This is a genomic window from Cupriavidus sp. WKF15 (assembly GCF_029278605.1).
In the GTDB taxonomy this organism is placed as follows: Bacteria; Pseudomonadota; Gammaproteobacteria; order Burkholderiales; family Burkholderiaceae; genus Cupriavidus.
The window spans coordinates 3,268,668-3,291,687 of sequence record NZ_CP119572.1 but is presented as its reverse complement, the minus strand read 5'-3'; the positions used below and the strand labels follow the sequence as shown (position 1 = coordinate 3,291,687).

Annotated in this window: 24 protein-coding genes and 1 pseudogene; 7 read left to right on the top strand and 18 right to left on the bottom strand. The window is 63.5% G+C overall.

From position 1 onward, the window contains the following. Positions 1-294 precede the first annotated feature (294 nt). Both CupriaWKF_RS15250 and rpe read right to left on the bottom strand, forming a co-directional pair. Complete coding sequence (locus CupriaWKF_RS15250) at positions 295-1,032, bottom strand: phosphoglycolate phosphatase (protein ID WP_276098673.1); 738 nt, start codon at positions 1,030-1,032, stop codon at positions 295-297. Beyond that, positions 1,029-1,730 (bottom strand): ribulose-phosphate 3-epimerase, encoded by a 702-nt coding sequence (gene rpe / locus CupriaWKF_RS15245; RefSeq protein ID WP_276098672.1) that lies wholly within the window; start codon positions 1,728-1,730, stop codon positions 1,029-1,031. The genes CupriaWKF_RS15250 and rpe overlap by 4 nt, the downstream gene beginning before the upstream one ends. A 202-nt stretch (positions 1,731-1,932) precedes the next feature. Between rpe and apaG the strand changes: the two genes are divergently transcribed. Next, positions 1,933-2,307, top strand: a complete 375-nt coding sequence (apaG, locus tag CupriaWKF_RS15240) for a Co2+/Mg2+ efflux protein ApaG (protein WP_276098671.1) — start codon at positions 1,933-1,935, stop codon at positions 2,305-2,307. A gap of 34 nt (positions 2,308-2,341) precedes the next feature. On the opposite strand, the gene CupriaWKF_RS15235 is transcribed toward apaG, so the two are convergent. Continuing rightward, positions 2,342-2,548, bottom strand: coding sequence for a hypothetical protein (locus tag CupriaWKF_RS15235; protein WP_276098670.1), 207 nt, complete (start codon positions 2,546-2,548; stop codon positions 2,342-2,344). A gap of 117 nt (positions 2,549-2,665) precedes the next feature. On the opposite strand from CupriaWKF_RS15235, the gene CupriaWKF_RS15230 reads away from it, so the two are divergent. Beyond that, entirely contained in the window at positions 2,666-3,814 is a 1,149-nt protein-coding gene (locus tag CupriaWKF_RS15230; protein ID WP_276098669.1) for an MltA domain-containing protein, read from the top strand. Between the two features lie 14 nt (positions 3,815-3,828). On the opposite strand, the gene paaK is transcribed toward CupriaWKF_RS15230, so the two are convergent. From paaK to paaG, 3 genes are read right to left on the bottom strand one after another with little or no spacing between them, the layout of a single operon-like run. Beyond that, positions 3,829-5,133, bottom strand: coding sequence for a phenylacetate--CoA ligase PaaK (gene paaK / locus CupriaWKF_RS15225; protein ID WP_276098668.1), 1,305 nt, complete (start codon positions 5,131-5,133; stop codon positions 3,829-3,831). A 52-nt stretch (positions 5,134-5,185) separates the two neighbouring features. Next, complete coding sequence (gene paaI, locus CupriaWKF_RS15220; protein ID WP_276098667.1) at positions 5,186-5,653, bottom strand: hydroxyphenylacetyl-CoA thioesterase PaaI; 468 nt, start codon at positions 5,651-5,653, stop codon at positions 5,186-5,188. Positions 5,654-5,696: 43 nt separating this feature from the next. Then, entirely contained in the window at positions 5,697-6,521 is an 825-nt protein-coding gene (paaG, locus tag CupriaWKF_RS15215; protein ID WP_276098666.1) for a 2-(1,2-epoxy-1,2-dihydrophenyl)acetyl-CoA isomerase PaaG, read from the bottom strand. A gap of 248 nt (positions 6,522-6,769) precedes the next feature. Here paaG and CupriaWKF_RS15210 point away from each other — a divergent pair, with 248 nt between their 5' ends. Beyond that, positions 6,770-7,006: a CopG family transcriptional regulator gene (locus CupriaWKF_RS15210; RefSeq protein ID WP_276098665.1), complete on the top strand. Its 237-nt coding sequence runs from the start codon at positions 6,770-6,772 to the stop codon at positions 7,004-7,006. A 58-nt stretch (positions 7,007-7,064) separates the two neighbouring features. On the opposite strand, the gene CupriaWKF_RS15205 is transcribed toward CupriaWKF_RS15210, so the two are convergent. Continuing rightward, positions 7,065-7,190 (bottom strand): hypothetical protein, encoded by a 126-nt coding sequence (locus CupriaWKF_RS15205; protein WP_276098664.1) that lies wholly within the window; start codon positions 7,188-7,190, stop codon positions 7,065-7,067. 342 nt (positions 7,191-7,532) lie between these two features. On the opposite strand from CupriaWKF_RS15205, the gene CupriaWKF_RS15200 reads away from it, so the two are divergent. Further along, a complete protein-coding gene (locus CupriaWKF_RS15200; protein WP_276098663.1) occupies positions 7,533-8,306 on the top strand; it encodes a hypothetical protein in 774 nt (257 codons plus the stop codon). 161 nt (positions 8,307-8,467) lie between these two features. Here CupriaWKF_RS15200 and CupriaWKF_RS15195 read toward each other — a convergent pair. From CupriaWKF_RS15195 to CupriaWKF_RS15175, 5 genes are all read right to left on the bottom strand, one after another. After that, a protein-coding gene (locus CupriaWKF_RS15195) for an IS5 family transposase (protein WP_276098662.1) occupies positions 8,468-9,270 on the bottom strand; the annotation gives its coding sequence in 2 pieces (ribosomal slippage) (positions 8,468-8,943 and positions 8,943-9,270; 804 coding nt in all). 87 nt (positions 9,271-9,357) lie between these two features. Then, positions 9,358-9,894 carry a dihydrofolate reductase family protein gene (locus CupriaWKF_RS15190; protein WP_276098661.1) on the bottom strand — a complete coding sequence of 179 codons (537 nt, stop codon included), beginning with the start codon at positions 9,892-9,894 and terminating at the stop codon, positions 9,358-9,360. A gap of 249 nt (positions 9,895-10,143) precedes the next feature. Then, a complete protein-coding gene (locus tag CupriaWKF_RS15185; protein WP_276098660.1) occupies positions 10,144-11,484 on the bottom strand; it encodes an SLC13 family permease in 1,341 nt (446 codons plus the stop codon). 17 nt (positions 11,485-11,501) lie between these two features. Then, entirely contained in the window at positions 11,502-12,533 is a 1,032-nt protein-coding gene (locus CupriaWKF_RS15180) for an amino acid ABC transporter substrate-binding protein (protein ID WP_276098659.1), read from the bottom strand. A 312-nt stretch (positions 12,534-12,845) separates the two neighbouring features. After that, on the bottom strand, positions 12,846-13,472 hold the full coding sequence (locus CupriaWKF_RS15175; protein WP_276098658.1) for a tyrosine-type recombinase/integrase: 627 nt from the start codon (positions 13,470-13,472) through the stop codon (positions 12,846-12,848). 274 nt (positions 13,473-13,746) lie between these two features. On the opposite strand from CupriaWKF_RS15175, the gene CupriaWKF_RS15170 reads away from it, so the two are divergent. Beyond that, positions 13,747-13,968 (top strand): hypothetical protein, encoded by a 222-nt coding sequence (locus CupriaWKF_RS15170; RefSeq protein WP_211949383.1) that lies wholly within the window; start codon positions 13,747-13,749, stop codon positions 13,966-13,968. Positions 13,969-14,269: 301 nt separating this feature from the next. Here the strand turns inward: CupriaWKF_RS15170 and CupriaWKF_RS15165 are convergent, their stop codons facing one another. Then, entirely contained in the window at positions 14,270-14,539 is a 270-nt protein-coding gene (locus CupriaWKF_RS15165; protein WP_013953073.1) for a hypothetical protein, read from the bottom strand. Positions 14,540-14,978: 439 nt separating this feature from the next. Here CupriaWKF_RS15165 and CupriaWKF_RS15160 point away from each other — a divergent pair, with 439 nt between their 5' ends. After that, positions 14,979-15,854, top strand: a complete 876-nt coding sequence (locus CupriaWKF_RS15160; RefSeq protein WP_276098657.1) for a site-specific integrase — start codon at positions 14,979-14,981, stop codon at positions 15,852-15,854. A gap of 21 nt (positions 15,855-15,875) precedes the next feature. Further along, positions 15,876-17,045: an IS91 family transposase gene (locus CupriaWKF_RS15155; protein ID WP_276098656.1), complete on the top strand. Its 1,170-nt coding sequence runs from the start codon at positions 15,876-15,878 to the stop codon at positions 17,043-17,045. Positions 17,046-17,613: 568 nt separating this feature from the next. Here the strand turns inward: CupriaWKF_RS15155 and CupriaWKF_RS15150 are convergent. The 5 genes and pseudogenes from CupriaWKF_RS15150 to CupriaWKF_RS15130 form a co-directional block, all read right to left on the bottom strand. Then, positions 17,614-17,967, bottom strand: coding sequence for a hypothetical protein (locus tag CupriaWKF_RS15150; RefSeq protein WP_276098655.1), 354 nt, complete (start codon positions 17,965-17,967; stop codon positions 17,614-17,616). 543 nt (positions 17,968-18,510) lie between these two features. Further along, positions 18,511-18,831, bottom strand: a pseudogene (locus CupriaWKF_RS15145) (polyphosphate kinase 2); the annotation flags it as partial. A 480-nt stretch (positions 18,832-19,311) separates the two neighbouring features. Beyond that, complete coding sequence (locus tag CupriaWKF_RS15140; RefSeq protein ID WP_276098654.1) at positions 19,312-20,220, bottom strand: hypothetical protein; 909 nt, start codon at positions 20,218-20,220, stop codon at positions 19,312-19,314. A 223-nt stretch (positions 20,221-20,443) separates the two neighbouring features. Next, a complete protein-coding gene (locus CupriaWKF_RS15135; RefSeq protein WP_276098653.1) occupies positions 20,444-21,463 on the bottom strand; it encodes an LssY C-terminal domain-containing protein in 1,020 nt (339 codons plus the stop codon). 218 nt (positions 21,464-21,681) lie between these two features. Then, the gene (locus tag CupriaWKF_RS15130; RefSeq protein WP_276098652.1) at positions 21,682-22,989 is read right to left on the bottom strand and encodes an LssY C-terminal domain-containing protein; all 1,308 of its coding nucleotides are present in this window, start codon (positions 22,987-22,989) and stop codon (positions 21,682-21,684) included. Positions 22,990-23,020 lie beyond the last annotated feature (31 nt).

The window sequence follows — 23,020 nt, the reverse complement described above, 5'->3', positions numbered from 1 at the left end:
GCCTGGGCGGCGTGTGGCGCGTTCTTGAGCTAAACGTAGCACATGCGGCTACGCTTGCTGGCGGGAGTGAGGAGGGATCCAGTAAGGATGCCGGCACCCTGGCCGGTTGCGAAGGCCTTCGGTACGAAGGCCCTCAGCGGACTCGCGAACGCACTTTACGCCTGTTGGGAGGCGCGCCAGCGACGCCAGGGCCAGGCCTGCCGATCACTGCCAGAAGATATGCGTTTGCGGTTGACGAACATTGAGGTGTTCAGGGCTGTAGAAATCTGATTGCCGTGGTTTTCAGCGTGGTTTTCAGTGAATCTCGTGTGCAGAAAGAAGCTCTGCCACGCGGGCAATGGAATCGACTATACCATCGGCGTCGACGCCTTGTACAGGGTTGCCATGGTTGTAGCCATAGGGCATCAGCAGCACGCCCATGCCGGCCGCGCGGGCCGCCTGCGCGTCGTTTTCCGAGTCGCCGATGGCCAGCATGGCCGACGGATCGAGGTGGAAAACCTCGGCCACCTTGAGCAGCGGGTATGGGTCCGGCTTGCGCAGCGGAAACGCGTCGCCGCCATAGACCAGCTCGAAATACTGCGCGAGACCGGTCTTGGCCAGCAGCGGCTCGGTGAAGTTGTAGGGCTTGTTGGTCACGCACGCCATGCGCAGCCCGGCCGCCTTCAGCGCCGCCAGGCCTTCGCGCACGCCCGGGTAGACCTGCGAGAACTGGCCGTTGATGCGGATGTACTCGCGGTCGTAGAGCGCATAGGCCTCGGCGAACAGGCCGTTGGCGTGCAGCGGGGCAAAGCGCGCATCGAGCACGCGCCGGATCAGGTTTTCCGAGCCCTTGCCGACGAAGCTGACAATGTCCTGTTCGGACATCGGCGCCACCGGCCCCAGGTTTGGGTACCGGTGCCCAAGCGCCAGCAGCATGGCGTTGATCGAGGCGTGGAAATCGCCCGCGGTGTCGACCATGGTGCCGTCCAGGTCGACGATCACGCCGTCGATGCCGCGCCAGTCGGTGCGGCGCAGCGTCATGCCGGCGCTCATTGGCCGGCCTTGGCCAGTTCCGCGCGCAGCGCCGAAATAATGCCCCGGTAGCCGCCGTCCGCATCGGGCTTGCCGAACACGGCCGAGCCGGCCACGAAGGTGTCGGCGCCGGCCGCGGCGATCTCGGCGATGTTGTCCACCTTCACGCCACCATCGACTTCCAGCAGGATCTTGCGGCCGGTGCGCTCGGTATAGGCGTCGATGCGCTGGCGCACCGCGCGCAGCTTGTTCAGCGTCTCGGGGATGAACGACTGGCCGCCGAAGCCCGGGTTGACCGACATCAGCAGGATCACGTCGAGGCGGTCCATCACGTGGTCCAGGTGGTGCAGCGGCGTGGCCGGGTTGAACACCAGCCCGGCCTGGCAGCCGTTGTCGCGGATCAGCGCGAGCGAGCGGTCCACGTGCTCGCTGGCTTCCGGGTGGAAGGTGATGATATTGGCACCGGCCTTGGCGAAGTCGGGGATGATGCGGTCCACCGGGCGCACCATCAGGTGCACGTCGATCGGCGCGGTCACGTGCGGGCGGATGGCCTCGCACACCAGCGGGCCCACCGTCAGGTTCGGGACGTAGTGGTTGTCCATCACGTCGAAGTGGATCCAGTCGGCGCCGGCCTCGGTCACGCGGCGGACTTCCTCGCCCAGGCGGGCAAAGTCGGCGGACAGGATGGACGGGGCGATGCGGTAGGCGGGCGTGCTCATGGCGGCGGGCGGAAAAAAGGGGACAGTAGGGTGGCGGCGCGGCGGAATCGTGCTTGTGTGGGGCGATCCGGGGTCTGCCGGCCGGCGAATGGCGCGTATTTTACGCCTGTCGGCGGCGCAGGGCCGACGCCGGCTCCGCACTTGCCGCTGCCGGTGCCTTGCCGCACAATGCGCCTACCCTTGAGCCGGATCCCGCAGACAAATGAGCGAGTACGCCTTTTCCGTGGCGGTACGTACCCAGTACCTGCCCGACCAGTCCGACCCCGAACGCGGGCGCCATGCCTTCGCGTACACCATCACGATCCACAATACCGGTGAAGTCGCGGCGCAGCTGATCTCGCGCCACTGGATCATCACCGACAGCGACAATACCTCGCAGGAAGTCTCGGGCCTGGGCGTGGTCGGCCACCAGCCGCTGCTCAAGCCGGGCGAGCACTTCGAATACACGAGCTGGGCCACGATCTCGACGCCGGTGGGCTCGATGAAGGGCGAATATTTCTGCGTGGCCGAGGACGGCCACCGCTTCGAGGTGCCGATTCCCGAGTTCGCGCTGGTGCTGCCACGCATGCTGCACTGAGCCGCTATGGCCCGCTGCGTGCTGCGCCGGGAACCTACTGGCGCGGCTGGCTGTCCTGATCCTGCGCCGGCTTTGGGTCCTGGGCCTGGCGCGACGGGTGGTCGGCGGGAGCACGGGTCGGACGGGGGTTCTTCTTCGCCGTGCCCATGGTCCAGACCACGATGAAGATCAGCAGGAACAGCGCCACGCCGGCTTCGAGCGCGAACAGCAGCATCGGGTGGGCTTCAAGGAACTCGGACATGATCGGTACGGCGGGCGGCCTTCACGGGCGCCGGCAACGGTGACGATTGACGCCGGGCATTGTAGGGCATTGGCCCCGAGGCATGCGCGGCGGCGCTGGACAATACGAACTGACAAGATGGCAATTCCGCATTTCCTCTCCACGTATCCGCGATCCAAGGCCAGCCGCCTTGCCGGTGCGCCATGGCGCGGCTGGCTGGCGCTGGCCGCCGGCGCCGCGCTGCTGGCCGGCTGCATGAGCGGGCCGCCGCCGCGCATCGAGACCGGCGGCACGCCCGGCACGACCGCCCCGACCCCGGGCGCGCAGAAGGGCCGCCTGCAGGCCGCGGACTGGAACGAGATCAACGGCTGGAGCCAGGATGACATGCGCGCCGCCTGGCCCGCGCTGCAGGCCAGCTGCCAGGCGCTGAAGAAGCGCGCCGAATGGAGCCGCGCCTGCGCCGCGGGCCTGATGGTCGACGCCGGCGACCTCGGCGCCATGCGCGCCTACTTCGAAACCAACTTCCAGCCCTACCGCGTCGTCAATGGCGACGGCTCCGACAGCGGCCTGATCACGGGCTACTACGAACCCATCCTGCACGGCTCGCGCACGCGCCAGGGGCCGTACCAGATTCCGCTGTACCGCAAACCGGCGCAACTGGCCAACCGGGCGCTGCCGGCGCGCGCCGAGCTGCTGCAGAACCCGGCCATGCGCGGCAACGAGCTGGTGTGGGTGGATGACCCGGTCGAAGCCGCATTCCTGCAGATCCAGGGGTCCGGCCGCATCCGGCTGACTAGTGGCACCCTGATGCGCGTGGGCTTTGGCGGCACCAATGACCAGCCGTTCCGCTCGTTCGGCAAGTGGCTGCTGGACCGCGGCGAGATCACGCCGGCGCAGGCGACCATGCAGGGCATCAAGGCATGGGCGCGGGCCAACCCGGCGCGCGTGGACGAAATGCTCAACGTGAACCCGCGTTTCGTGTTCTTCCGCGAGCTGCCGCCGACCAATGACGGCCCGGTCGGGGCGCTGGGCGTGCCGCTGACGGCGGAGCGCTCGATCGCGGTCGATCCGGCCACGATTCCGCTCGGCGTACCGGTGTTCCTGTCGACCACGCGTCCGCTGTCGAGCGAGCCGATCGAGCGGCTGATGTTCGCGCAGGATACCGGCAGCGCCATCAAGGGCGGCGTGCGCGCCGACTTCTTCTGGGGTGCCGGCGACGCCGCGGGCGAGACCGCCGGCCGCATGAAGCAGGGCGGCCGGATGTGGGTGCTGATGCCGCGCAGCTGACGCGCGGCAGTGCTTTAGCGCGGGCGCTGGTCGACGATGCGCCGCGCCTTGCCGACCGAGCGCTCGATGCCGCCGGCCGGCAGCACCTCGATGCCGGCGCTCACGCCGATATACGCCTTGATATCGTGGGCCAGCGCCTCGCGTGCGGCCTGCGCCGTCGCCGGTTCGCCGCCGTGGGCGCATTCCACGCGCACGGTCAGCATGTCCATCGGCCCCTCGCGCGTCAGCACGCACTGGTAGTGCGGCGCCAGCTCGGGGCGCTTCAGGATCAGCTCCTCGATCTGCGACGGGAACACGTTCACGCCGCGCACGATCATCATGTCGTCGGTACGGCCGGTGACCTTTTCCATGCGCCGGAACGCCGGGCGTGCCGTGCCCGGCAGCAGCCGGGTCAGGTCGCGGGTCCGGTAGCGCACCACCGGCATCGCCTCCTTGGTCAGCGAAGTGAAGACCAGTTCGCCGAACTCGCCGTCGGGCAGCACGGCGCCGGTGTCAGGGTCGATGATTTCCGGGTAGAAGTGGTCTTCCCAGATCGTCGGGCCGTCCTTGGTCTCGGCGCATTCATTGGCCACGCCCGGGCCCATCACCTCGGACAGGCCGTAAATGTCCACCGCCGAGATGTTCATGCGCTTCTCGATCGCCAGGCGCATTTCCGGCGTCCACGGCTCGGCGCCGAAGATGCCCACGCGCAGCGAGGTCGTGGCCGGGTCGACGCCCTGGCGCTCGAATTCGTCGGCGATCGCCAGCATGTAGCTTGGCGTGACCATGATGATCTCGGGCTTGAAATCCATGATCAGCTGCACCTGCCGCTCGGTCTGCCCGCCGCCGAACGGGATCGCGGTGAGGCCGGCCTTTTCCACCCCGTAGTGCGCGCCCAGGCCGCCGGTGAACAGGCCATAGCCGTAGCTGACGTGCACCTTGTCGCCGCGCCGCGCGCCGGATGCGCGGATCGAGCGCGCCATCACGGTGGCCCAGGTGTCGATGTCCTTGAGCGTGTAGCCGACCACCGTCGGCTTGCCCGTGGTGCCCGACGAGGCATGCACGCGCGCCACGCGGTCCTGCGGCACGGCGAACATGCCGAACGGGTAGTTGTCGCGCAGGTCCTGCTTGGTGGTGAACGGGAAGCGCGCCAGGTCCGCGAGCGTCTGGACCTGGTCCGGGTGCACGCCGGCTTCGTCGAACTTGCGGCGATAGACCGGAGAATGCTCGTAGGCATGACGCAGCGACCATTTCAGGCGTTCGAGCTGCAGGGCCTGCAACTCGGCGCGGCTGGCAGTCTCGATGGGTTCGAGCGGCAGATCGGTCAGGCGCGTGCTCATATCGTCTCCTGCACGGGGGGCGTTCTTGTCGATGACATCGTCTTGCGCGGGCTCAGGCCACGGGCCTGGCGATGCTTGAGGCGACGCTGTCCGGCGGTACCACGTGTCCCTTGATCTGCGCCGACTTGCCGCGGAACATCGCCACCACGTCGCCCGCGGCATTGGTCACGCGGATATCGTAGATGCCGTGCCGGCCGGACAGGGTCTGCTCCGCCGCCTCGGCCGTCAGCACGTCGCCGCCGTGCACGGGTTTCAGGAACTCGATGCTGCAGCCCGCCGCCACCGTATTGATATTGTGGCTATTGCACGCGAAAGCGAAGCTCGAGTCAGCCAGTGTAAACATCAGGCCGCCATGGCAGATGCCGTGGCCATTGAGGAATTCAGGGCGCACCGGCATGGTCAGGCGGGCGTAGCCCGGCCGCACTGCCTGCACCACGATGCCGAGCCAGCGGCTGCAGGTATCGGCTTCATACATGGCGGCGGCGGCCGCCTCGGCAAGTGCCTGCGGATCTTTGCTCAAGCGGGTCTCCTGTCTTGGTGGGGCGCCCGAGGGCGCTTGCCGGTCAGCGGCCGGTGAACTTCGGTGCGCGCTTTTCCAGAAAGGCATTGACGCCTTCCGCATAATCGGCGGATTGCCCCAGCTCGCGCTGCAGGTCCCGCTCCAGGTCGAGCTGCGCATCCAGCGTCGAGGTGGCGCTGGCATACATGGCGCGCTTGATCGCCGCGAGCGCGCGCGTGGGCTGGGCCGCGAGATGCGTGGCGAGCGCCAGCGCCTGCCCGTGCAGCAGCGCATCGTCCATGACTTCCCAGACCAGGCCCCATTTCTCGGCCTCTTCGGCCGTGAGCTTGTCGCCTGTCATGGCCAGGCCCATGGCGCGTGCCATGCCGATCCGCTTGGGCAGCAGCCAGGTGCCGCCGGAATCGGGCACCAGCCCGATCTTGACGAAGGCCTGGATGAAACTGGCCGAGCGCGCCGCCAGCACCATGTCGCAGGCCAGCGCCAGGTTGGCGCCAGCGCCCGCTGCGGTGCCGTTCACGGCGGCCACCACCGGCAGCGGCAGGGCCTGCAGGCGACGCACGAGCGGATTGAAATAACTGTCGATCAGCGCGCCCAGGTCGGTCATGCTGCCGGGCGTGAAATCCAGGTCGGCCAGGTCCTGCCCGGCGCAGAAGCCGCGGCCGGCGCCGGTCAGCAGCAGCGCGCGGGCGCCGCCTGCCTCCACGTGGCCGAGCGCCTGCTGGAGCGCGCCGTGCATCTCTCGGGTAAAGCTGTTGAGCTTGTCGGGGCGGTTCAGGGTGATGACGGCCACATTGCCTTGCCATGTCAGCAAGACGGGGCCGGAATCCAGGCTGACCGGCTGGCCAGCGGGCGCGGACGTCGGGGGCATTGTTGTCTCCTGCCTTGGTGTTCTCGTCGGGCGGCTTTAATTACCCGACCGGTCGGTCGGTAAATGGTAGCACTGAATCCCGCGCGAGGGTGGTGTCGCGCGCCATTTCGCGCGAGAGGAACGTCACAGTTTTCAGAGTCTTGCGCAGACTAAGGCTCAATTCGGTGGTGTTTACCCCAGCGGAGCAGAGAGACGGGGTTTTTGATTAACCCTAAAGGGAATGGACGCGCGCTAGCGGTGGAGGGAACATGAAAAGATTGCGGATCGATCTGACCGAAGAGCTCTACGCACGAGTCGCGGATCTAGCCCGAGCAGAGCGGACGACACGGGAAAAAGTGATTCTCGATGCAATCCAAGCCTATGTTCCCAATCGTCGTGTGGCGGCAGGGGCGGCAGATGCCTTTGGGCTGTGGAGCGGGCAGGCGTCAGCCACGCGTGCATATATAGAATCGATCCGATCAGAATGGGGAGACGAGGCGATTTAAGTTCATCCGCCAAGCGAGTTTCCGTCTATTGTTGCGCTTTCGTTTCGACCGGGCGCTCCTACAAAGGAATCGGCACTGCGGCATGATTGGCGACGATCCCATCGAAGAGTTTGGGACCAAGATCGCAGGCAGCTGTGAATGCAGTCACCAGCGAAAGTTCTTCGCCATGGATGTTTTTCAGCATTGGCTCGTGGCGGTTAGTGGAATGAGTGTGGCCAGCACTGTTCTCATTTATTCTTCCGTAGCAGTTGGTGGAAGCCCCGAGTTTCGCCGATGTGAGTTGGCCCAACCGCTGTCTCTGTCGAATGCTTTCCACGGTGCAACCAGGTAACGGGCCCTCCGCCTATCCGTGCTTCTTGGCGCCAGAGGCAACTACCGACCCTGAGCGGCCCTCTGGAATGTGTGAAAGGAGACATTCAAGAAGCAAATATCGCCGAATACTGGTGCCGGCACCCACATACGCATTGGGCTGTGCTGAACAAGCCGCTGCCGACTATGTGCAAAACAAAAAGGGTCAGGGGGGAGCATGATTGTCTCGAAGCAAGTTATCGAGAGTGACAGCGTGACCGTTCCGATCGGCATGTTTGCTATGACATATGAGAAACATCTCCCGTCGATAATGGTCTCGATTGGGGCCTGCGGCGGGTTCGCCGCGCAACTTGCCGTTTGGCACACATTGATCCAACCGACTCACCGCAATCCGGGTGACTTTTTGGTTCACGCACGAACTAGATCGAACGAGTCGTTCATTCTCGGTGAGGCGATTAACCAGTTCCTTTTCGTCGCCGGTCCGGATCGCCTCTCATTCCTTAGCACTGCGGCTGCATGCCTTCAAGGTGCTCATCAGCTTCCTGATATTAGGGAATTGGCTGCACATGCAATTCGAACCATGGGAAGCGAAGCCTTCGGTGTCCCACGATTCCCGGGACCTGGTCAGTTTCTAGAGCAGCCGCGGGTAGCTTTGAACAAGATTTTTAAGATTGTTGCGGACTGTTTTCGCAGGGACAATCACTCCCCTGCGAACTGGCCGGCATTGTTGGGCATAGTCGCCTTTCGAATTATTGATGCGCACAAGCACATTTTACCTCCAGCCAGTGCGGTCAAGATGTTGCTGGAATCGGCTGTTCCCATGTCGAAAATCGATCCATCTACGGTGAACGGAATCGAGTTCGATGTCGATTGGAAGCTTAAGGAAAAATGGAGCAATCGAGCATTGGATATTAACGATGTGCAGGCGCAACGCGAACTGCTTGCAGAAGTTTTCCAGGCGATGCCCGCACGCCTCGATTCCCAGGAATAGTAACACTCGATTGCCGCGCATCTAGAACAACCATTCGCATGAACCGGCTTCGTGCGCCATGTGGATGGGTTTTTATCGCCCTGCTAATGTCCGTTATTGCGTGCAAGTCTGTCTGGCTGCTCATGGCCGGTAGCAGCTCGTCCCCTTCAGATTAAGACCCGCTAACAATACCCCTCAACGAATCGTGAGCAGATCACGGCGCAGGCAAGCGTGAGCAGGGCGAGATGAATATCAAGGCGACGTTCGAAGCGAATGCGCAGCTTGCCGAACCCGGCGAGCCAAGCATGCGTGCGCTCCACAACCCAACGATGCTTGCCGAGGCGGTCGTTCTTCTCGATGCCACGGCGTGCAATGCGTGGGCTGATGCCTCGCTTGCGAAGATGGCGACGACAGCGTGCAAAGTCATATTCCTTGTCGGCGTGGAGCTTGTGGGGATGGCTTCGCGGTCGGCCAGACAAGCCTGGCACCGCTGGGATTGCATCAACCAAGTCTTCGAAAGCTATGGAGTCGTGCCGGTTGGCACCCGTCACGGCCACCACCAAGGGAACACCCCTCCGGTCTACGACGAGATGTCGTTTGCTGCCGAGTTTGCCGCGGTCCGTGGGGTTCGGGCCAGTCTGCTGGCCCCCCGGGGGCTGGCCGCCGCTGCACCATCAATGCTCGCCCGAGTCCAATCGATTTGGTCATGCTCACGCAAGCGTGTCAGCAGGGCCAGGTGCAAGCGCTCCCAGATGCCGCTGGCCTGCCAGTCGCGCAGCCGACGCCAGCAGGTCATACCGCTGCCGAAGCCCAGCTCCTGCGGCAAGTCCTCCCACGGAATGCCAGTCTGCAATACAAACAGGATGCCGTTCAGCACTGCTCGGTCGTCCACTCTGGGGCGGCCACCTTTGGGAGAGGGCTCGACCATCGGCAGCAGCGGTTGTAATGCCTTCCACAATTCGTTGTTGATCTTCTTTCGTGCCATGACAAGTGGCAACGTTCAACAGGCATGTGGCGATGACATGGTTTTGTTAGCCAGTCTAACTCAGGTCCTAATCTGCGGAGACGCAAGTCAGCGCAGTACGCGATAAGTCGACTGCACCAGGCCTGATGGAAAGTGCCGGCTCGATTCGAGCGCCAGACTTACGTCGTGCAGTAGGGCGCCGAACAAAGGTCTGCCGGTCCCGATCAAGACCGGCACGGTGGTGACGACCAGGTCGGCGATCAATCCATCGCGCAGGAATGACTGGACCAACTGACCGCCATCGACGTACACACGACGTACTCCCGTGGCCTCCAGTTGCGACATCGTATCCGCGGGCGTGCGATCCGAGAAGCGCACCTTTCCCTGGAGCGTTTCTGGCACTGGTGTGCCTGCCAGCTTTCGGGACAGCACCAGCACGGGCTTGTCGTAAGCCCATTCGCCCATGGTGAGGACTTTTTCGTAGCAACCCCGGCCCATGACGATCGTGTCCTTGTCGGCGATGAAGTCCGGATAGCCATGGTCTTCGGCCGGGTCATCCCGCTCCAGTAGCCAGCCGATGTCGCCATCGGGCCGGGCAATAAAGCCGTCAAGGCTGGTAGCAATAAAGACGTGTCCAGTAATCATTGTTAGTGCCTATGAGTTGTCGCTTCCCGACCCCTCGGAGACGTTCGTTGCGGGGCCAAACGGACGGCAGATTTAGGCAATGCAACGGTCATTGGCAGTGATTGGGGAGGGCGATCTCTCGGCGATAAATTGCCGTTGTGAAGGTCAGTCCTTTCCGAAACGGGTAGATGCGTCTTTGACAGTCTCTTGCCGACCAGGACGGACTCGACGGTCGATGGACTGCCACGGGACAGGCCATGGATCGCGCGCTCAAGGCAGCAGCGCAAACATAACGAGCACGTAGATAGCGGAAGCGGCCAGTTGCGCCACGGTGATGGGCAGGCCATACCGCAGGAATGTGCCGAAGGTGAGGGGTGTGCCCTGCCTGGCGCAGATACCCGCCGCCACGATGTTGGCCGAGGCGCCGACCAGGGTGGCATTTCCGCCCAGTGTGGCGCCGAACATCATGGCGACAAAGACCGGTATCGAAGCGGCTGGCCATTGCGAGAAGTGTGGAGCCATCGCGATGTCAGGCACCACTTCGGCCATTATCAGGTAGCCCTTGACCATCACGATGGATGCCGCGGCCACGGGCACGTTGGCCAGCACGCTGGACAGGAGCGCGATACCGACGATAAGGGTCAGCGCAACCGGGGTGAGCGCAATGCCGAAGACCTCGTAGAGCTTGATCGCAAGCGCCTGCAGCAGCCCAGTCTTCACCATTGCCTCCACGAGGCAGAAGATGCTGGCGAGGAACACCAGCGTCTTCCAGTCCACGTCGCGTAGCACGTTTTCCGTTGGTTCGACGCGGGCCGCGAAGCCGACCAGCAGCGCCAGTGCGCTGGCAATGACGGCGGCCGCGGGTGGCACGATGTGCGTGGGCAGGTGCTCACCAAAGACGAACAGCACCATCATCAGCAACAGCACCGCTACAGCGAGCGCCGCATAGACCGGCCGTTCCAGCCGCTTGCCCCGTAACGGCGGCGGCAGCGTCCGCTGCATGATCCAGAGGTCGCGCATCAACCACGGCAACATGGGCACGATGACCAGGATCGCCATCACGCCGCCCAGGCTGACCCGCTGCAAGTACTGGGAGAAGGTCATGCCGATTGAGCTGCCGACCAGGAAGGTCGCCGGGTCACCGACCAGCGTCAGCAAGCCTGCCGAGTTGCTGATAATGGCGGTCAGCACCATTGGTCCCACGTAATCGGCTTCGAGCGCGATGCAGACCCTGACGATGATGGGCGCGAGCAGGATGACGGTGGTGGCGTTAGGTAGGAACGCGCAGACCGGCGCGACAAGCAGGATGAGCAGAAACAGGAAGCGTTTGCCGCTGCCGCCCGTGGCCCTGAGATAGGCGTCGCCGACGACTTCGAAAATGCCCGTGGTCGCCAGGATGCGCGCCACCACCATGCCGCCGAACAGCAGGCCGAGCGGCCCTGCCGACGTGCGCGTGGCCGCAATCAGGTCCTGTTCCGTGAGGATGCCCAACGCAATCAAAAGGCACACGCCCGTCAGCGCGGCGACCGCCATGTCGATGAGGTTGAGCGCGATGGCGAGGATCACCGCGAGGAAGACAGCGACCGTGACGTAGATCTGGAGCTGGCTCATGGTGGCTCTCCGCCAGCCTATCGCATCGGCGGGGCGTACATCAGTCCGCCTTGCGTCCACAGTCGGTTCTGTCCTCGCTCGAGGCGCAGCGCACTTCCGCTCCCCAGGTTGCGCTCGAACATTTCCCCATAGTTGCCGACACTTTGCACCGCCCGCACGGTCCAGTCCCGGTCGACACCGAGACTGCGGCTGGCTTCCTCATCGGCAACCAGGGTCCGCCGCACGGCGGGGTCGCGCAGGCGGGCCTGGAGGTTGTCACGGGTCACGCCCAACTCCTCGGCAGTCAGCAGTGAGAACAGCACCCATCGCACAAGCGTGGCCCAGCTCTGGTCGCCGCCGCGCAATGCCGGCCCGAGCGGCTCCTTGGCGATGCGCTCGGGCAGGATGACGGCGGACTGGGGCCCGGCGGGCGCCTGCATCCGTACGGCCGCCAGATGCGAGGCGTCGGCGGCATAGGCGCCACACAAGCCGCCGTAGAAGGCCTTGCGCGCTTCGGCCGCAGAGTCGTAGACAAGCGGCTTCAGCGCCAAGCCGTTCTCTGTCGAATACGATCGGACGTGATCGTCGGTAGAAGTACCTTTCTCAACACAAACGGTCGCACCCTTGAGGGCCGCCACGTTCTGCACGGCACGGGGGACGAGAAAGGCTTGGGCATCGTAGAAGAGTACGCCGGCGAATTGAACCCTGAGTGCTGCCTCCCGCACCAGCGTCCAGGTAGTATTGCGCGCCAGCAGGTCGACCATGCCCTCGTTCAGGGCCGGGAACCGGACAGACGCTCGCAGGGGGACAAAGGTGACCTTGGTGGCATCGCCCAATGTCGCGGCAGCAACAGCGCGGCAGAAATCGGCGTCGAGGCCCGTCCAGCGCCCGGATGTGTCGCGGGCCGAAAAGCCCGGCACGCCTTCGCTGACCCCGCAACGGAGCATGCCCCGCGCCCGAACCCCGGCCAGCGTCTCTCCGTCCGCCGCATAAGCGGGCGAAAGGATGCCGCCGGTGGCCAGCAGGCAAAGCAACAGTACAGCCCTGACGGTAAGCGCAAGGTGCGACATGTCGCTCTCCACGGCGGGGACCCGGTTCACCAATGCGGCATACGCCATTTGCACCCATTATCGGTGCCGCATCAGAGCCTTTCCATACGCCCTAAGTATTAGAAGGAGCTTGGAGAAAAGTCCAGCTTTGGTCACCCGGCGCCGAGCCGGAATGGCTGCACGGGAGTGCTTGGACGGGCCTTAGCCCGGGCCGACTTCGCTATCGAGGGGCTCCTCCAACCGGCGTCGAGCGGACGTTCGACTGTCCGCATGGAGTCGTGGGCGAGCATCTATAGATGGCCGACAAGCGACTGCTCGCCGGCCATCGGGTTGTCAAATTTCAGTTTGCTCTGCCATTTCGAGCGCGTCGTCTACTTCAATGCCCAGATATCGAACCGTGCTTTCAAGTCTGGTGTGTCCCAGGAGCAACTGTACGGCACGCAGATTCTTTGTGCGCCGGTAGAGTAGCGAAACCTTGGTGCGTCGCATTGAATGCGTGCCGTACGCAGTATCGTCTAGCCCGATGGAGGCAACCCAGCGATGCACAATTCGAGAATACTGCCTGGTTGATAGATGTGGGGATGAATGCAGCCGGCTTGGAAACAGGAAGTCGGTTGGGCTCAATCGACGAGCTTTGATCCAGGTCTCTACACATTCACGAGTTGGGCCCGTGATCTCGAACTGTACCGGTCGCTGAGTCTTCTGCTGCAGCACAGTAGCCCGGGTAGCGACCTGGTTGCCATGACACACGTCTTGCACATGCAGGCAAGTGAAGTCGCACGCCCGCAGCTTGCTATCAATGGCAAGATTAAACATCGCGAGCTCGTGGACGTTCGAGGACATCTGCAGCCGAGTACGTATTGCCCAGATTTCACTGAGCTTCAACGGCGGCTTCTGTCCAGTGAGCTTGCCCTTGTTCCAGGGGATACGATTTCCGAGAGGGGGGTGCAGTGATTCCATGATGATCTCCTTTCTTGCGAAGGGAGCCCAAGTCTGCACTTCATTGGGTGGTCGCTGACCGACCCTATTTCGGTCGTCCGTGGCTTCCGAAAGCTGTCCCTGAAGTTTAAGAAAGCGGTCCCCTCTGCTTCCGAGCGAAGGCGACCGCCGAGGTGTGCAGCCGCCAGCATGTCTCGTTGACTTTTAACCGTCAGCAGTGTCGGCTTGCGCACAGACCGCCTGCCGCACGCGCCGCAAACTACTTCGAATCTGTCCAACCCGCCAGGAGGCACAGATGAAGCAGGTATCACTGACCATTCCAGAAATTGGATTGATTGCCGGAACACGGGCGGCAGGCGCTGCGGGCCTCGCACTGTTGCTCAGCGACCGAATGAATCCGGAACAACGCCGCGCCATCGGCTGGACGCTGCTCGCTGTAGGGGTCATCACCACAGTGCCGTTGGTCGCGCAAGTGCTTGGGAAACGTCAGCCATACAAGAGCCCCGACGAGAAGTGAAGTAATGGTGCGAGGGCCAGAGCCCAAAATTGACGGACTCGACGAGCGACCGGTCCTGGCCGGTCCCCGTCGGATGCACGCTGGGAACCTGCGATCCTCCCTGACCCACTGCTGCCGTTCAGACCGGGGCAGTCGCAATGGCCGCTTTCAAGCAGCACTTTCAGAAAGAAGCCGACATTCGAATGTTGGCCTGAGAGCGCAGTCGAGTGGCCGTAGGTGGCCGGTTGCGCATGAACAGGGCCGCGCCAGAAAGCGGCCGCACGAATACGTAGCATCGTTTCGTCGGCCAGCATCGGCCGCGCTAGTACTTGATGTCCCGTTTTTCCTGGCGGCCCTCCTGCTTCGTGTCGCGCTTGTCTTGCCGGCACTGGGAGTTGCTCTTCTGGTTTGCAGCCCGGCAGTCGACCTTGCCCGCGCGCGCTTCCTGTTTGGCAGCCTGGTTTGCGTCCCTGCCTTGTTGGCGCTGTTGCGACTGGTTGGTGGCCAGGGCAGCCCCCGATAGCGCCAGGAGTCCGGCCGCGGCCAGCATTGCGCCCGTCCGCCTCCAAAGTCCATTTCTTGATTCGACCATTTTCACTTCCTCCGTGCTGGGTAGAAACGGCGGTCAGTTGTCGCACAACGCCGCCTTCGCATGCTCGTAGAGAGCCAGACTGAAGAAGCCTCCTCCGACAAAAGAAAGCATCCATTGCCCGCAGCCGATGATGGCACGAATGAATGTCGCTGAGAACAAATTCCCATGCGCAAGCCATCCCTCAAAGGGTGGCAATGGTTTGTGAGTGGCCGACGATCCCACGTCAGTTGCGGCGCGCGTCAAGCGTCCGCTGTTTGGCCATACCTGACGTTTGAGCGTCCGCGCGGTCTTCTGCGGGGATGTCGCTTGATGGCCGTTGGACTAAACCGCTCGCGCGGTAGGGGCTGCGGTCATACGGTTGCGGTCAGGGAGAGGCCGGTCACACGGTTCTATGTTGGCGAATGAGGCAATCCGCCTCGTTCTCCACAGGAGCCGAATCATGACCTCCTTACCGGCAAACGCCAGTCCACTGCGTCAGCGCATGATCGACGACATGCGCATGCGTCAGCTTTCGCCGAAGACGCAGGACACCTATCTGCACATCGTGCACGAATTTGCCCGGTTTCTCGGGCGCTCACCTGACACCGCCACCGTCGAGGACCTGCGGCGCTACCAACTGCATCTCGTCGATCACGGCACATCGCCTGTGTCACTGAACCACGCGATCACCGGCCTGAAGTTCTTCTTCGAAGTCACGCTCGACCGGCCTGAGCTGATGGTCAGGATGCACCCGGTGCGCGTGCCCCGCACATTGCCCGTCGTGCTCAGCCCCGATGAAGTGCGGCGGCTAATCGAGGCGGCCGGCAACCTCAAGCACCAGACCGCGCTGTCGGTCGCCTACGGCGCCGGCCTGCGCGCCAGCGAAGTGGTGGCCCTGAAGGTGACCGACGTCGACAGCCAGCGCATGACGCTGCGCATCGAACAGGGCAAGGGCCGCCGCGATCGCTACGCCATGCTTTCCCCAGTGCTGCTCGAGCGCCTGCGTACCTGGTGGCACGTGGCCCGGGCCCAAGGCAAGATGCTGGATGGTGGGTGGCTGTTTCCCGGGCTCGATCCCGTCGACGCGCTCAGCACTCGGCAACTGAACCGCGCCATCCACGCCGCCGCCGAAGCTGCGCACATCGACAAGCGCGTGTCCATGCACACCCTGCGGCACAGCTTTGCCACGCACCTGCTCGAACAGAAGGTGGACATCCGCGTGATCCAGGTGCTGCTCGGCCATGCCAAGCTCGAGAACACCGCGCTCTACGTCCAGGTGGCCACCGACCTGCTGCACGAGGTCACCAGCCCTCTGGACCGCCTGCCTCCCGAGTAAGCCCGCGCGCTGCAGCACCTCATGCTGGAGGTTGCGGACATCTTCCGCAGCCACGGGCCAGCGTGGCGAGCCACGACACACCTGAGCCTGGGGCAGTTGAAGGTCATGTCGGCCATCGAACAGTGCCGCACGGCGGCGCTGGGCGGGCATGTGCTGCGCTGTTCAGGTTGCGAGCGCATCGAGGTCGCCTTCAACTCCTGCCGCAACCGCCATTGCACGAAGTGCCAGGCCAGTGCCGCCCACCGTTGGCTCGAAGCGCGCCAGGCCGACCTGCTGCCTGTCGAGTACTACCACGTCGTGTTCACACTGCCTGCACCGGTCGGTGCGATCGCCTGGTACAACAAGACGGTGATCTACGGGCTGCTGTTCGACATCGCCGCCGAAACACTGCGTACCATCGCCGCGGATCGCAGGCACCTCGGTGCCCAGATTGGCGCCACGCTCGTGCTGCACACCTGGGGCTCGGCGCTGACGCATCATCCGCACGTGCACGGCATCATCCCGGGCGGGGGCCTCTCGCCCGATGGTGAGCGGTGGATCGCATGTCGGCGCGGCTTCTTCCTGCCCGTGCGCGTCCTGTCGCGTCTGTTCCGGCGCCGCTTCCTCGAAGCGCTCGAATCCGCTCACCAGCGTGGCCAGTTGCAGTTCTTCGGCGAATACACGGAGCTTGCCAATGCGGCCACCTTTGCACGGTGGCTCGCGCCGCTGCGCACTTGCGAGTGGGTCGTCTACGCTAAACGTCCCTTTGCCGGACCGGACGCCGTCCTCGAATACCTCTCACGCTACACGCACCGCGTGGCGATCTCCAACCAGCGCCTGGTCGCCTTCGATGAACGCGGTGTCACCTTCCGCTGGAAGGACTACCGGGCAAAGGGACGCACCCGCCACAAGATCATGACGCTCGAAACCGGCGAGTTCATGCGCCGCTTCCTGCTCCATGTGCTGCCCGCCGGCTTCCATCGCATCCGTCACTACGGCTTGCTCGCCAACCCGGTACGCCGCGCCAGTCTCGCGAAGGCCCGTGAACTGCTGGGTGTCGTGCCTGAGGTCGACACCCAGCCCGACGATCCCGGGCTTGCGATCCCTCCGGTCTTCGTCTGCCGGCACTGCGGTGCGCCGATGATCGTCATCGAGATCCTGGAACGCACTGCGCCCATTCGCGCACCACCCGAGCGGCGAGGCCAGACATGAGCGCCACGCTTCCTGGACGTGCAACTCGACCGTCGGCTTTGCGGCAATGCGGCCTACGAGCGGACGCTTGCGCTTGCCGCTTCGCCAAGCCCCTCGCACGTCCGCTTCATCCTCAAGATTGCGCGACTCGACCACATCGTCACCGCACCAGGCCTTATCTAACATCTTGTTTGACCGCGCAGGCTCCAGCACCGTTGGGCATCCCGGCCTATCAATCGCCATAGCCGCCAACACTCCGACCGCCTCGGAGCACTCCGCGGTTTCCTCCATCGAGGCTTGTTCGCCGCCTGCCAGCAAGGCGCGGTGGCACACTCACATTCCTGCGGGTGACGGCAGGCATCGAACAACCCTAAACGGCCTCGGTCGGATTCTCGCCGCGAAGGTGCGACCGTCGCGGACCATCTGCGACCTTCGGAAGTTCCTTGCCGAATGGCCGGTCATTCGCTACAGCGGTCCTACGTGCCGCACCGGATCCCCTGCGCTGCACGTCAATCCATCTAATCCCATTTTCCTACACTTCTGGCGGAGGCAACTGCTATCCGGTTACGCATAGGCGCGGTTCCCCTCTTTACTGCGTCGCAGTGCTTTGCGGGTACTTGTCTTGTGGATTCGCCGGTGCGGTATCGCCCCACGGGTCATCGCTGTGGAGCAGGGCGTAGTCATTGGGGAACAGCGTTCGAAATGGTGTCGGGTACTGGAATGCGAGTACCGGTTCGAGTTGCCGCTGCTGATTTACCACAAACACCTCGAGGAGCCGTCGGGCCCCGCCGGTGTCGCGAGCATAAACGTAGTAGTACCGGATGTGTTTCCAGACAAGCGAGTCAGCAAGATATGGCCCAACAACTCCCGGGATCGGGCTGAACGCCCTGAATTGCTCCAGGGCCTGTTGAACGTATTCGGTTTGGGAGAGCTCCGGTCCCATTGGCTCTGCATTGACTGCATTGAGCCTAATACCCGCATTTATCATATTGTGATGGAATCATCCATGGGGCGAAACGATTCTACTATTCCGTGTCCGCTGCGGCACGACAAGATGTTCCTCAGTCGCAGGTACTGCACGGTACACCGCCAGTACAGTCGATTCTGTGCATCATGATCGTCTTCGCCAAACCGCAGTAAGTAAGTTTGGGGACGACCATTCCTTGGCTTTTGTGCCGTCATGTCCCATTCATGGAATGCACCATAGAGTGAATTTGGCTTCGCCTCGATTGGGACAGCGCGATCAAGGCACCCCGAATCGAGCCTTTGCGTGTTTGATATCCGCCCCACAGCGGTTCAGTCTCCGGAGTTGCTGCGGGATCTGCGAACCGCCGACCTGGACTGGGTGGCGCGGGTGGTGCAGGCGGCACTGCGGGAAATGCCGCAAATCCGGCAAATCCCAGCGGGCGGCTCTGACAGATTGTGGAGTTACTCCTTGATTTGCAGTTGCCCATTCCCTGTCTTGCCATAGTAATTCGAGGCCGTTCTCTCCGCCGGCGGGCATGTGGGGAAAATAGCGCTGCACATACATCTGGGTCCGCTCCCGCTCCGTGGGCGCCGGCAGGGCCACCACCCGGAATACACGCGGACTCACCCGTTCGGTAATGGCCTTGATGGTCCCGCCCTTGCCAGCGCCGTCCCGGCCTTCGAAGATGATACAGACCTTCGCGCCGGTGAGTTGAACCCAGCGCTGCAGCTTGACCAACTCCACGTGCAAGCGAAAGAGTCCCTTCTCGTATTCCTTGTTTCCCAGTCTCGTCCTTGTCGATAAGGACTCCGCTCCCTCCCGGCTTACCTTCTTTGCCATCGTTGCCCTCCTGCTGTTCACTAGAGACTCGTCCCCGGTGCGGCCTGTGCAGGGTCCGCCCCGTCAACATCAAGCGGCGATGTGCTCGCTTGATCAAAGCGATGGCTCTGCTCGTACCCGAGCGGCGGATTGGAACCGGCGCCGAGCCATTCCCAAAGGGACGGATCGATCTGGCCCAAGCAGGAAAAGTATGATCGTGACACCGAGTAGAAGGCTATGTGAGCGAGTCTCATTGCTGTGGACAGTGATCTCGCGATGCCCACAGCTTCGCCTGAGGAGGCGCACGAGTGTGGCGAGCAGCAACGCCCCCGTCAGGTTGAACAGGAAGGGGCGCGATGACGTAGTTCGCGTCGGCGGTCAAAGTGGCCGTACGAGCCACGATTACAGTCGCGAACTCGCATTGGTCTTTGTTAGGTCCAGACGCATTTGCCCGGGTTGCCGGCATTCGAGAGAGGCGCCTACGGCCGATTCTGAACTCTTTCAGCGCGACGGTGTCTCCAGGTCCTCCTCGATAAAACGCAGAATGGCTTCCGTCATGCCTTCGCGTGGATAGGCGTTTTGGGTCACGAACATCGCGCCAATAGTCGGGCGTGACCGGGCAATCGGAACAGCCATTGCCCAGTGATCGGCATTGATATAACCCATGAGGATGCCGCCCGGTATAACCTGGTCATAGAAGATGACCTGGCTGTCGTTGCGCGCATCGACACGAGCCAGCTTGTTGTAGCTCGATGTGAGGATCGAGGAGATCTGCTCCGGCCGGGGAAAGGTCACCACCGAGTAGTAGCGGGGACCGGCCGGTAACGGATGCTCCGCCAGCCATGCCTTGCGAACCGCCGGCCTCAGGCTCTGCACGCCGCCACCATCGCCGGCCTCGCATTTTGCTCCGGGGAAATACTGCAGCAAGTTGGCCTGGTACTGTTCGGCGTCGTTGGCGAGCGGCGATCCGCCGACGGCGCCGGCTGCACTGACCACCGCCGCCACGCGACCGCGGATCTCCGGGTAGTTGACGATAGCCTCGAGGATGTCGGGCGCGCCCTTCGAGTAGCCGACCAGTACGATGTACGGGCTGTCCGGACTCACCGGCGCCGACATGACGGCATCGCGGATCTGGCGGGCATTGTGTTCAGACCCTGACAGGGCATCGACGCGAAGCAATGTAGCGTCGTAGCCGTACTGCCGCACGTGCATGGTGACTGTCCCGGGCGGATTCAGCCATGGCTCGAAGCATTCGTACCCGATACCCGGCACCACCATGGCGACAAGATGCCGTCGCGACGGGCCAAGGTTGACCGGCCTACCTGTGGCTGCGGGCTCCACGCCCACGCGTGTCAGCGCGTCGTCGCATGGCCGGTAGTCAGGAAGGTCGGACCGGCGTGCCTGCAGCACCGCACAGAAGATCTCGCGGAAGCGGCCACGTGCATCCCATACCCCCGCGTACGCAGCCGGCACGAGTATGAGGGGTGGCGTCTCGGACGAGTACGGGATGAGCGGTTGCGAAGCGCAACCCGCCAGCACAAGGCACGCGCAGATCAGAGTCCATGCGCACCGTAGTGGCGCGCAAGACACGATGCGGCATCTGGCGAACGACGGGTCGCCCGGCCCATCCGCCTTACTTGCGCGCATGTCCGTCCTCCTCGGTCGCAGCGGTCCCCGGCACCCTGGCGAAAGGTACCCAGTCCAGTATTTGCAGGTCTGACAGGCTCAAAGGCCGGGCAGCAAAGAACAGCACCGCGCGCAGTCCGTCTGTAAAGTAGCGTGCGCCACCGAACGTGGTCCGCTCGCCGCCCCGGCCGGCTGCGCCGACACCGCTGATAAAGCCAAGCTTCTCCAGGCCCTCTGAATATATACAGTCCTGGACCACGAGGTTCCTTGCCTCATCGACGTCTTCGTGGAGGATGGGAGGAACGCCCCTCGCTGCGAAGCGGCCGCCCTCCGGCCGGCCAATCTGCAACACATAGACGGGACGACCTTGATAGGTGAACGGGGCGCGCCACGCCCGCGCCCAGTTGGCAGGTGCCCCGGCTTGGGCCTGTTTGCGCAGCACGGCGTCCGGGATGCGACCGAAGACATACTGCGCGTCGTCCATCGCTTGCTGATTGCGCCGGTAATTGCGTCGCACCACGGCTGCCCCGAAATCCTCGATACCGCCGATGGCGACTCCGTTCAGGGGATCGCCGCTAATCCGGCCGGCCGCATCCATTGCGCAGCATGGCAGGCGTTCCAGGGCGGTCCGCAGCGATGCCAGATCCTGGTGATCCGTGATGGCGGAGGCTGGATACTCGAACAGGGATCGGGAAAAGCTTGGGTCCCCGGTGTCGTCAGGCACCATGAGGAAGAGGGTGAAGACGACCAGGGCCTGATCGCCTAGCAGGTCGACGTTGAGCAGCTTCGTGCCGCGGGCCGGATTCGTGAACACGACGCCCGATCGCGTCTCGCCCGGCGGAATCGGGTTTTTGAATCCCTGCTGGTTGAACCAGTCGTCGATACGGGCGTTCGTCGCGCTGGAAAACTGCCCGTGCAGCGACCATGCGACCTCCAGCGGCGAGAAGTAGTCGGGATCGGTGCCCGTGCGAAGCAGCCCCAGCGACTGTGACGTCTCGTTACGCACCTCGATCCAGACTGGCTGCACGCCGCTAGCGTTGACGTTCGCACCGAACAGCCGCTTACTCTCCGCCGTGCTAAGTACGGCCGCACTCAGCGTGACCCCCTGCTTTGTGACGCTTGCGGCGCGGGCGCGAATCGGTTCATTCCCCCCTGCGGCAGGGGGCTGCCACGTGGCACATCCGGGAAGGAAAAAAGCGACATGAGCCAGAGCAAGCAGCCAGCGACGGTAAGCTGGTGACGGGCTCATCGGCCGAATCCCGACGCCGCGCCGCGCCGGGTGTCCATCTCACGCCACCGGAAGAAGCGGATGGCGGCGAGAGAGACGGGGCGCTGGTCGAACACGAGTACGAGGCGATCGCCGTCCGTATAGTACGGATCCGTGGTCAGGTTTCCGCGCGGACTCTCCGGTGCCGCGGGGCCCACGCCCGGCGCATAGCCAACCATGGTCAGGCTTTGGGAATAGGCCATGTCTTCCGCCAGAGCCGTACGTGCCTCGTCGACATCCGGATCAATCTTGTGCGTAGTCAGCGTGGGCGAGTGGATCGTCAGGCGGCTGCCGATGTCACGGCTGATCTGCCCCACCCATACGGGCCGTTCGTGATAGCGCATGGGGCTCAGCCAGAGCCGCAGGTGATTGCGCTGGTGAATCGAGTCGCGGGCCTTCTGCAGCGCCAAATCCTGTGGGCGCCCGAACAGGTAGAGGTCGCTCACCGGGGCATTGAGGTAACGCTCGCCCGAGAGCGCCGACGACACAACCCTGATGATTGCCCCTGACCATTTTGTCTCCGTCGGTCGCCAGCCGCGGCGGACGAGGGCGGGAAAGGCATCGTCAAGCCCTCCCACGATGATCAGGTTCAGGGGATCACCGTTCCTCGAGCCGTCGCTGTTCGTTGCGCAGCAGGGCAACGCCTCGAGCGCGGACCGAAACGCTTCGTCGTCCGCGAAGCTTTGAATCGCCTCGGGGGGATAGACCTCGCGCCAGAACACGGCGCTGGCGTGATAGTCGCCGCGAAAGCCTGGCACTACCGTGAAGATCGAGAAAACTCGCGTGCGACCGTCGGCTGCCAGGTCAAGTTGAATCAGCTTGACCCCTTCCTCCAGGTTGGTCAGTACCATGCCTGACACCGTCTGACCGGGCGGCACGGGGTTCCGGAAGGCGAGCTGCCCAAAGCGTTCACTGGTCTTGACTCGCTCATCACGCGACTCGCCTCCTGAGAATGCCTCGGCAGCTTCGGAACTCGGGAAGAAATTCGGATCAAGCCCTGGGTACAGCAGGAAATAGGGCCGATCCTCCCCATTCGTGACCTCGACCCAGACTGGCTGTAGCGCCTTCTTCGCAAGCTGCTGGCCGTATAGGGACGCGCTTTCGCTTGCTGACAGCACTGCCACTCTCACGGTCACGCTGCCTTCGGAGCGTGTCAGGGCGCGGCTCCGGAAATCGACTGTGGTGTCCGAGGTGGCAGGCGTGGAGCAAGCGGTCATGACCACCACCGTGCCCACGGCAGCCACGACCTTCACGGCAAGAGCGGCGCGGGCAAACTCGATCGGCATGGGAATGGTCTGTGAATGTCAGATTCGCCCT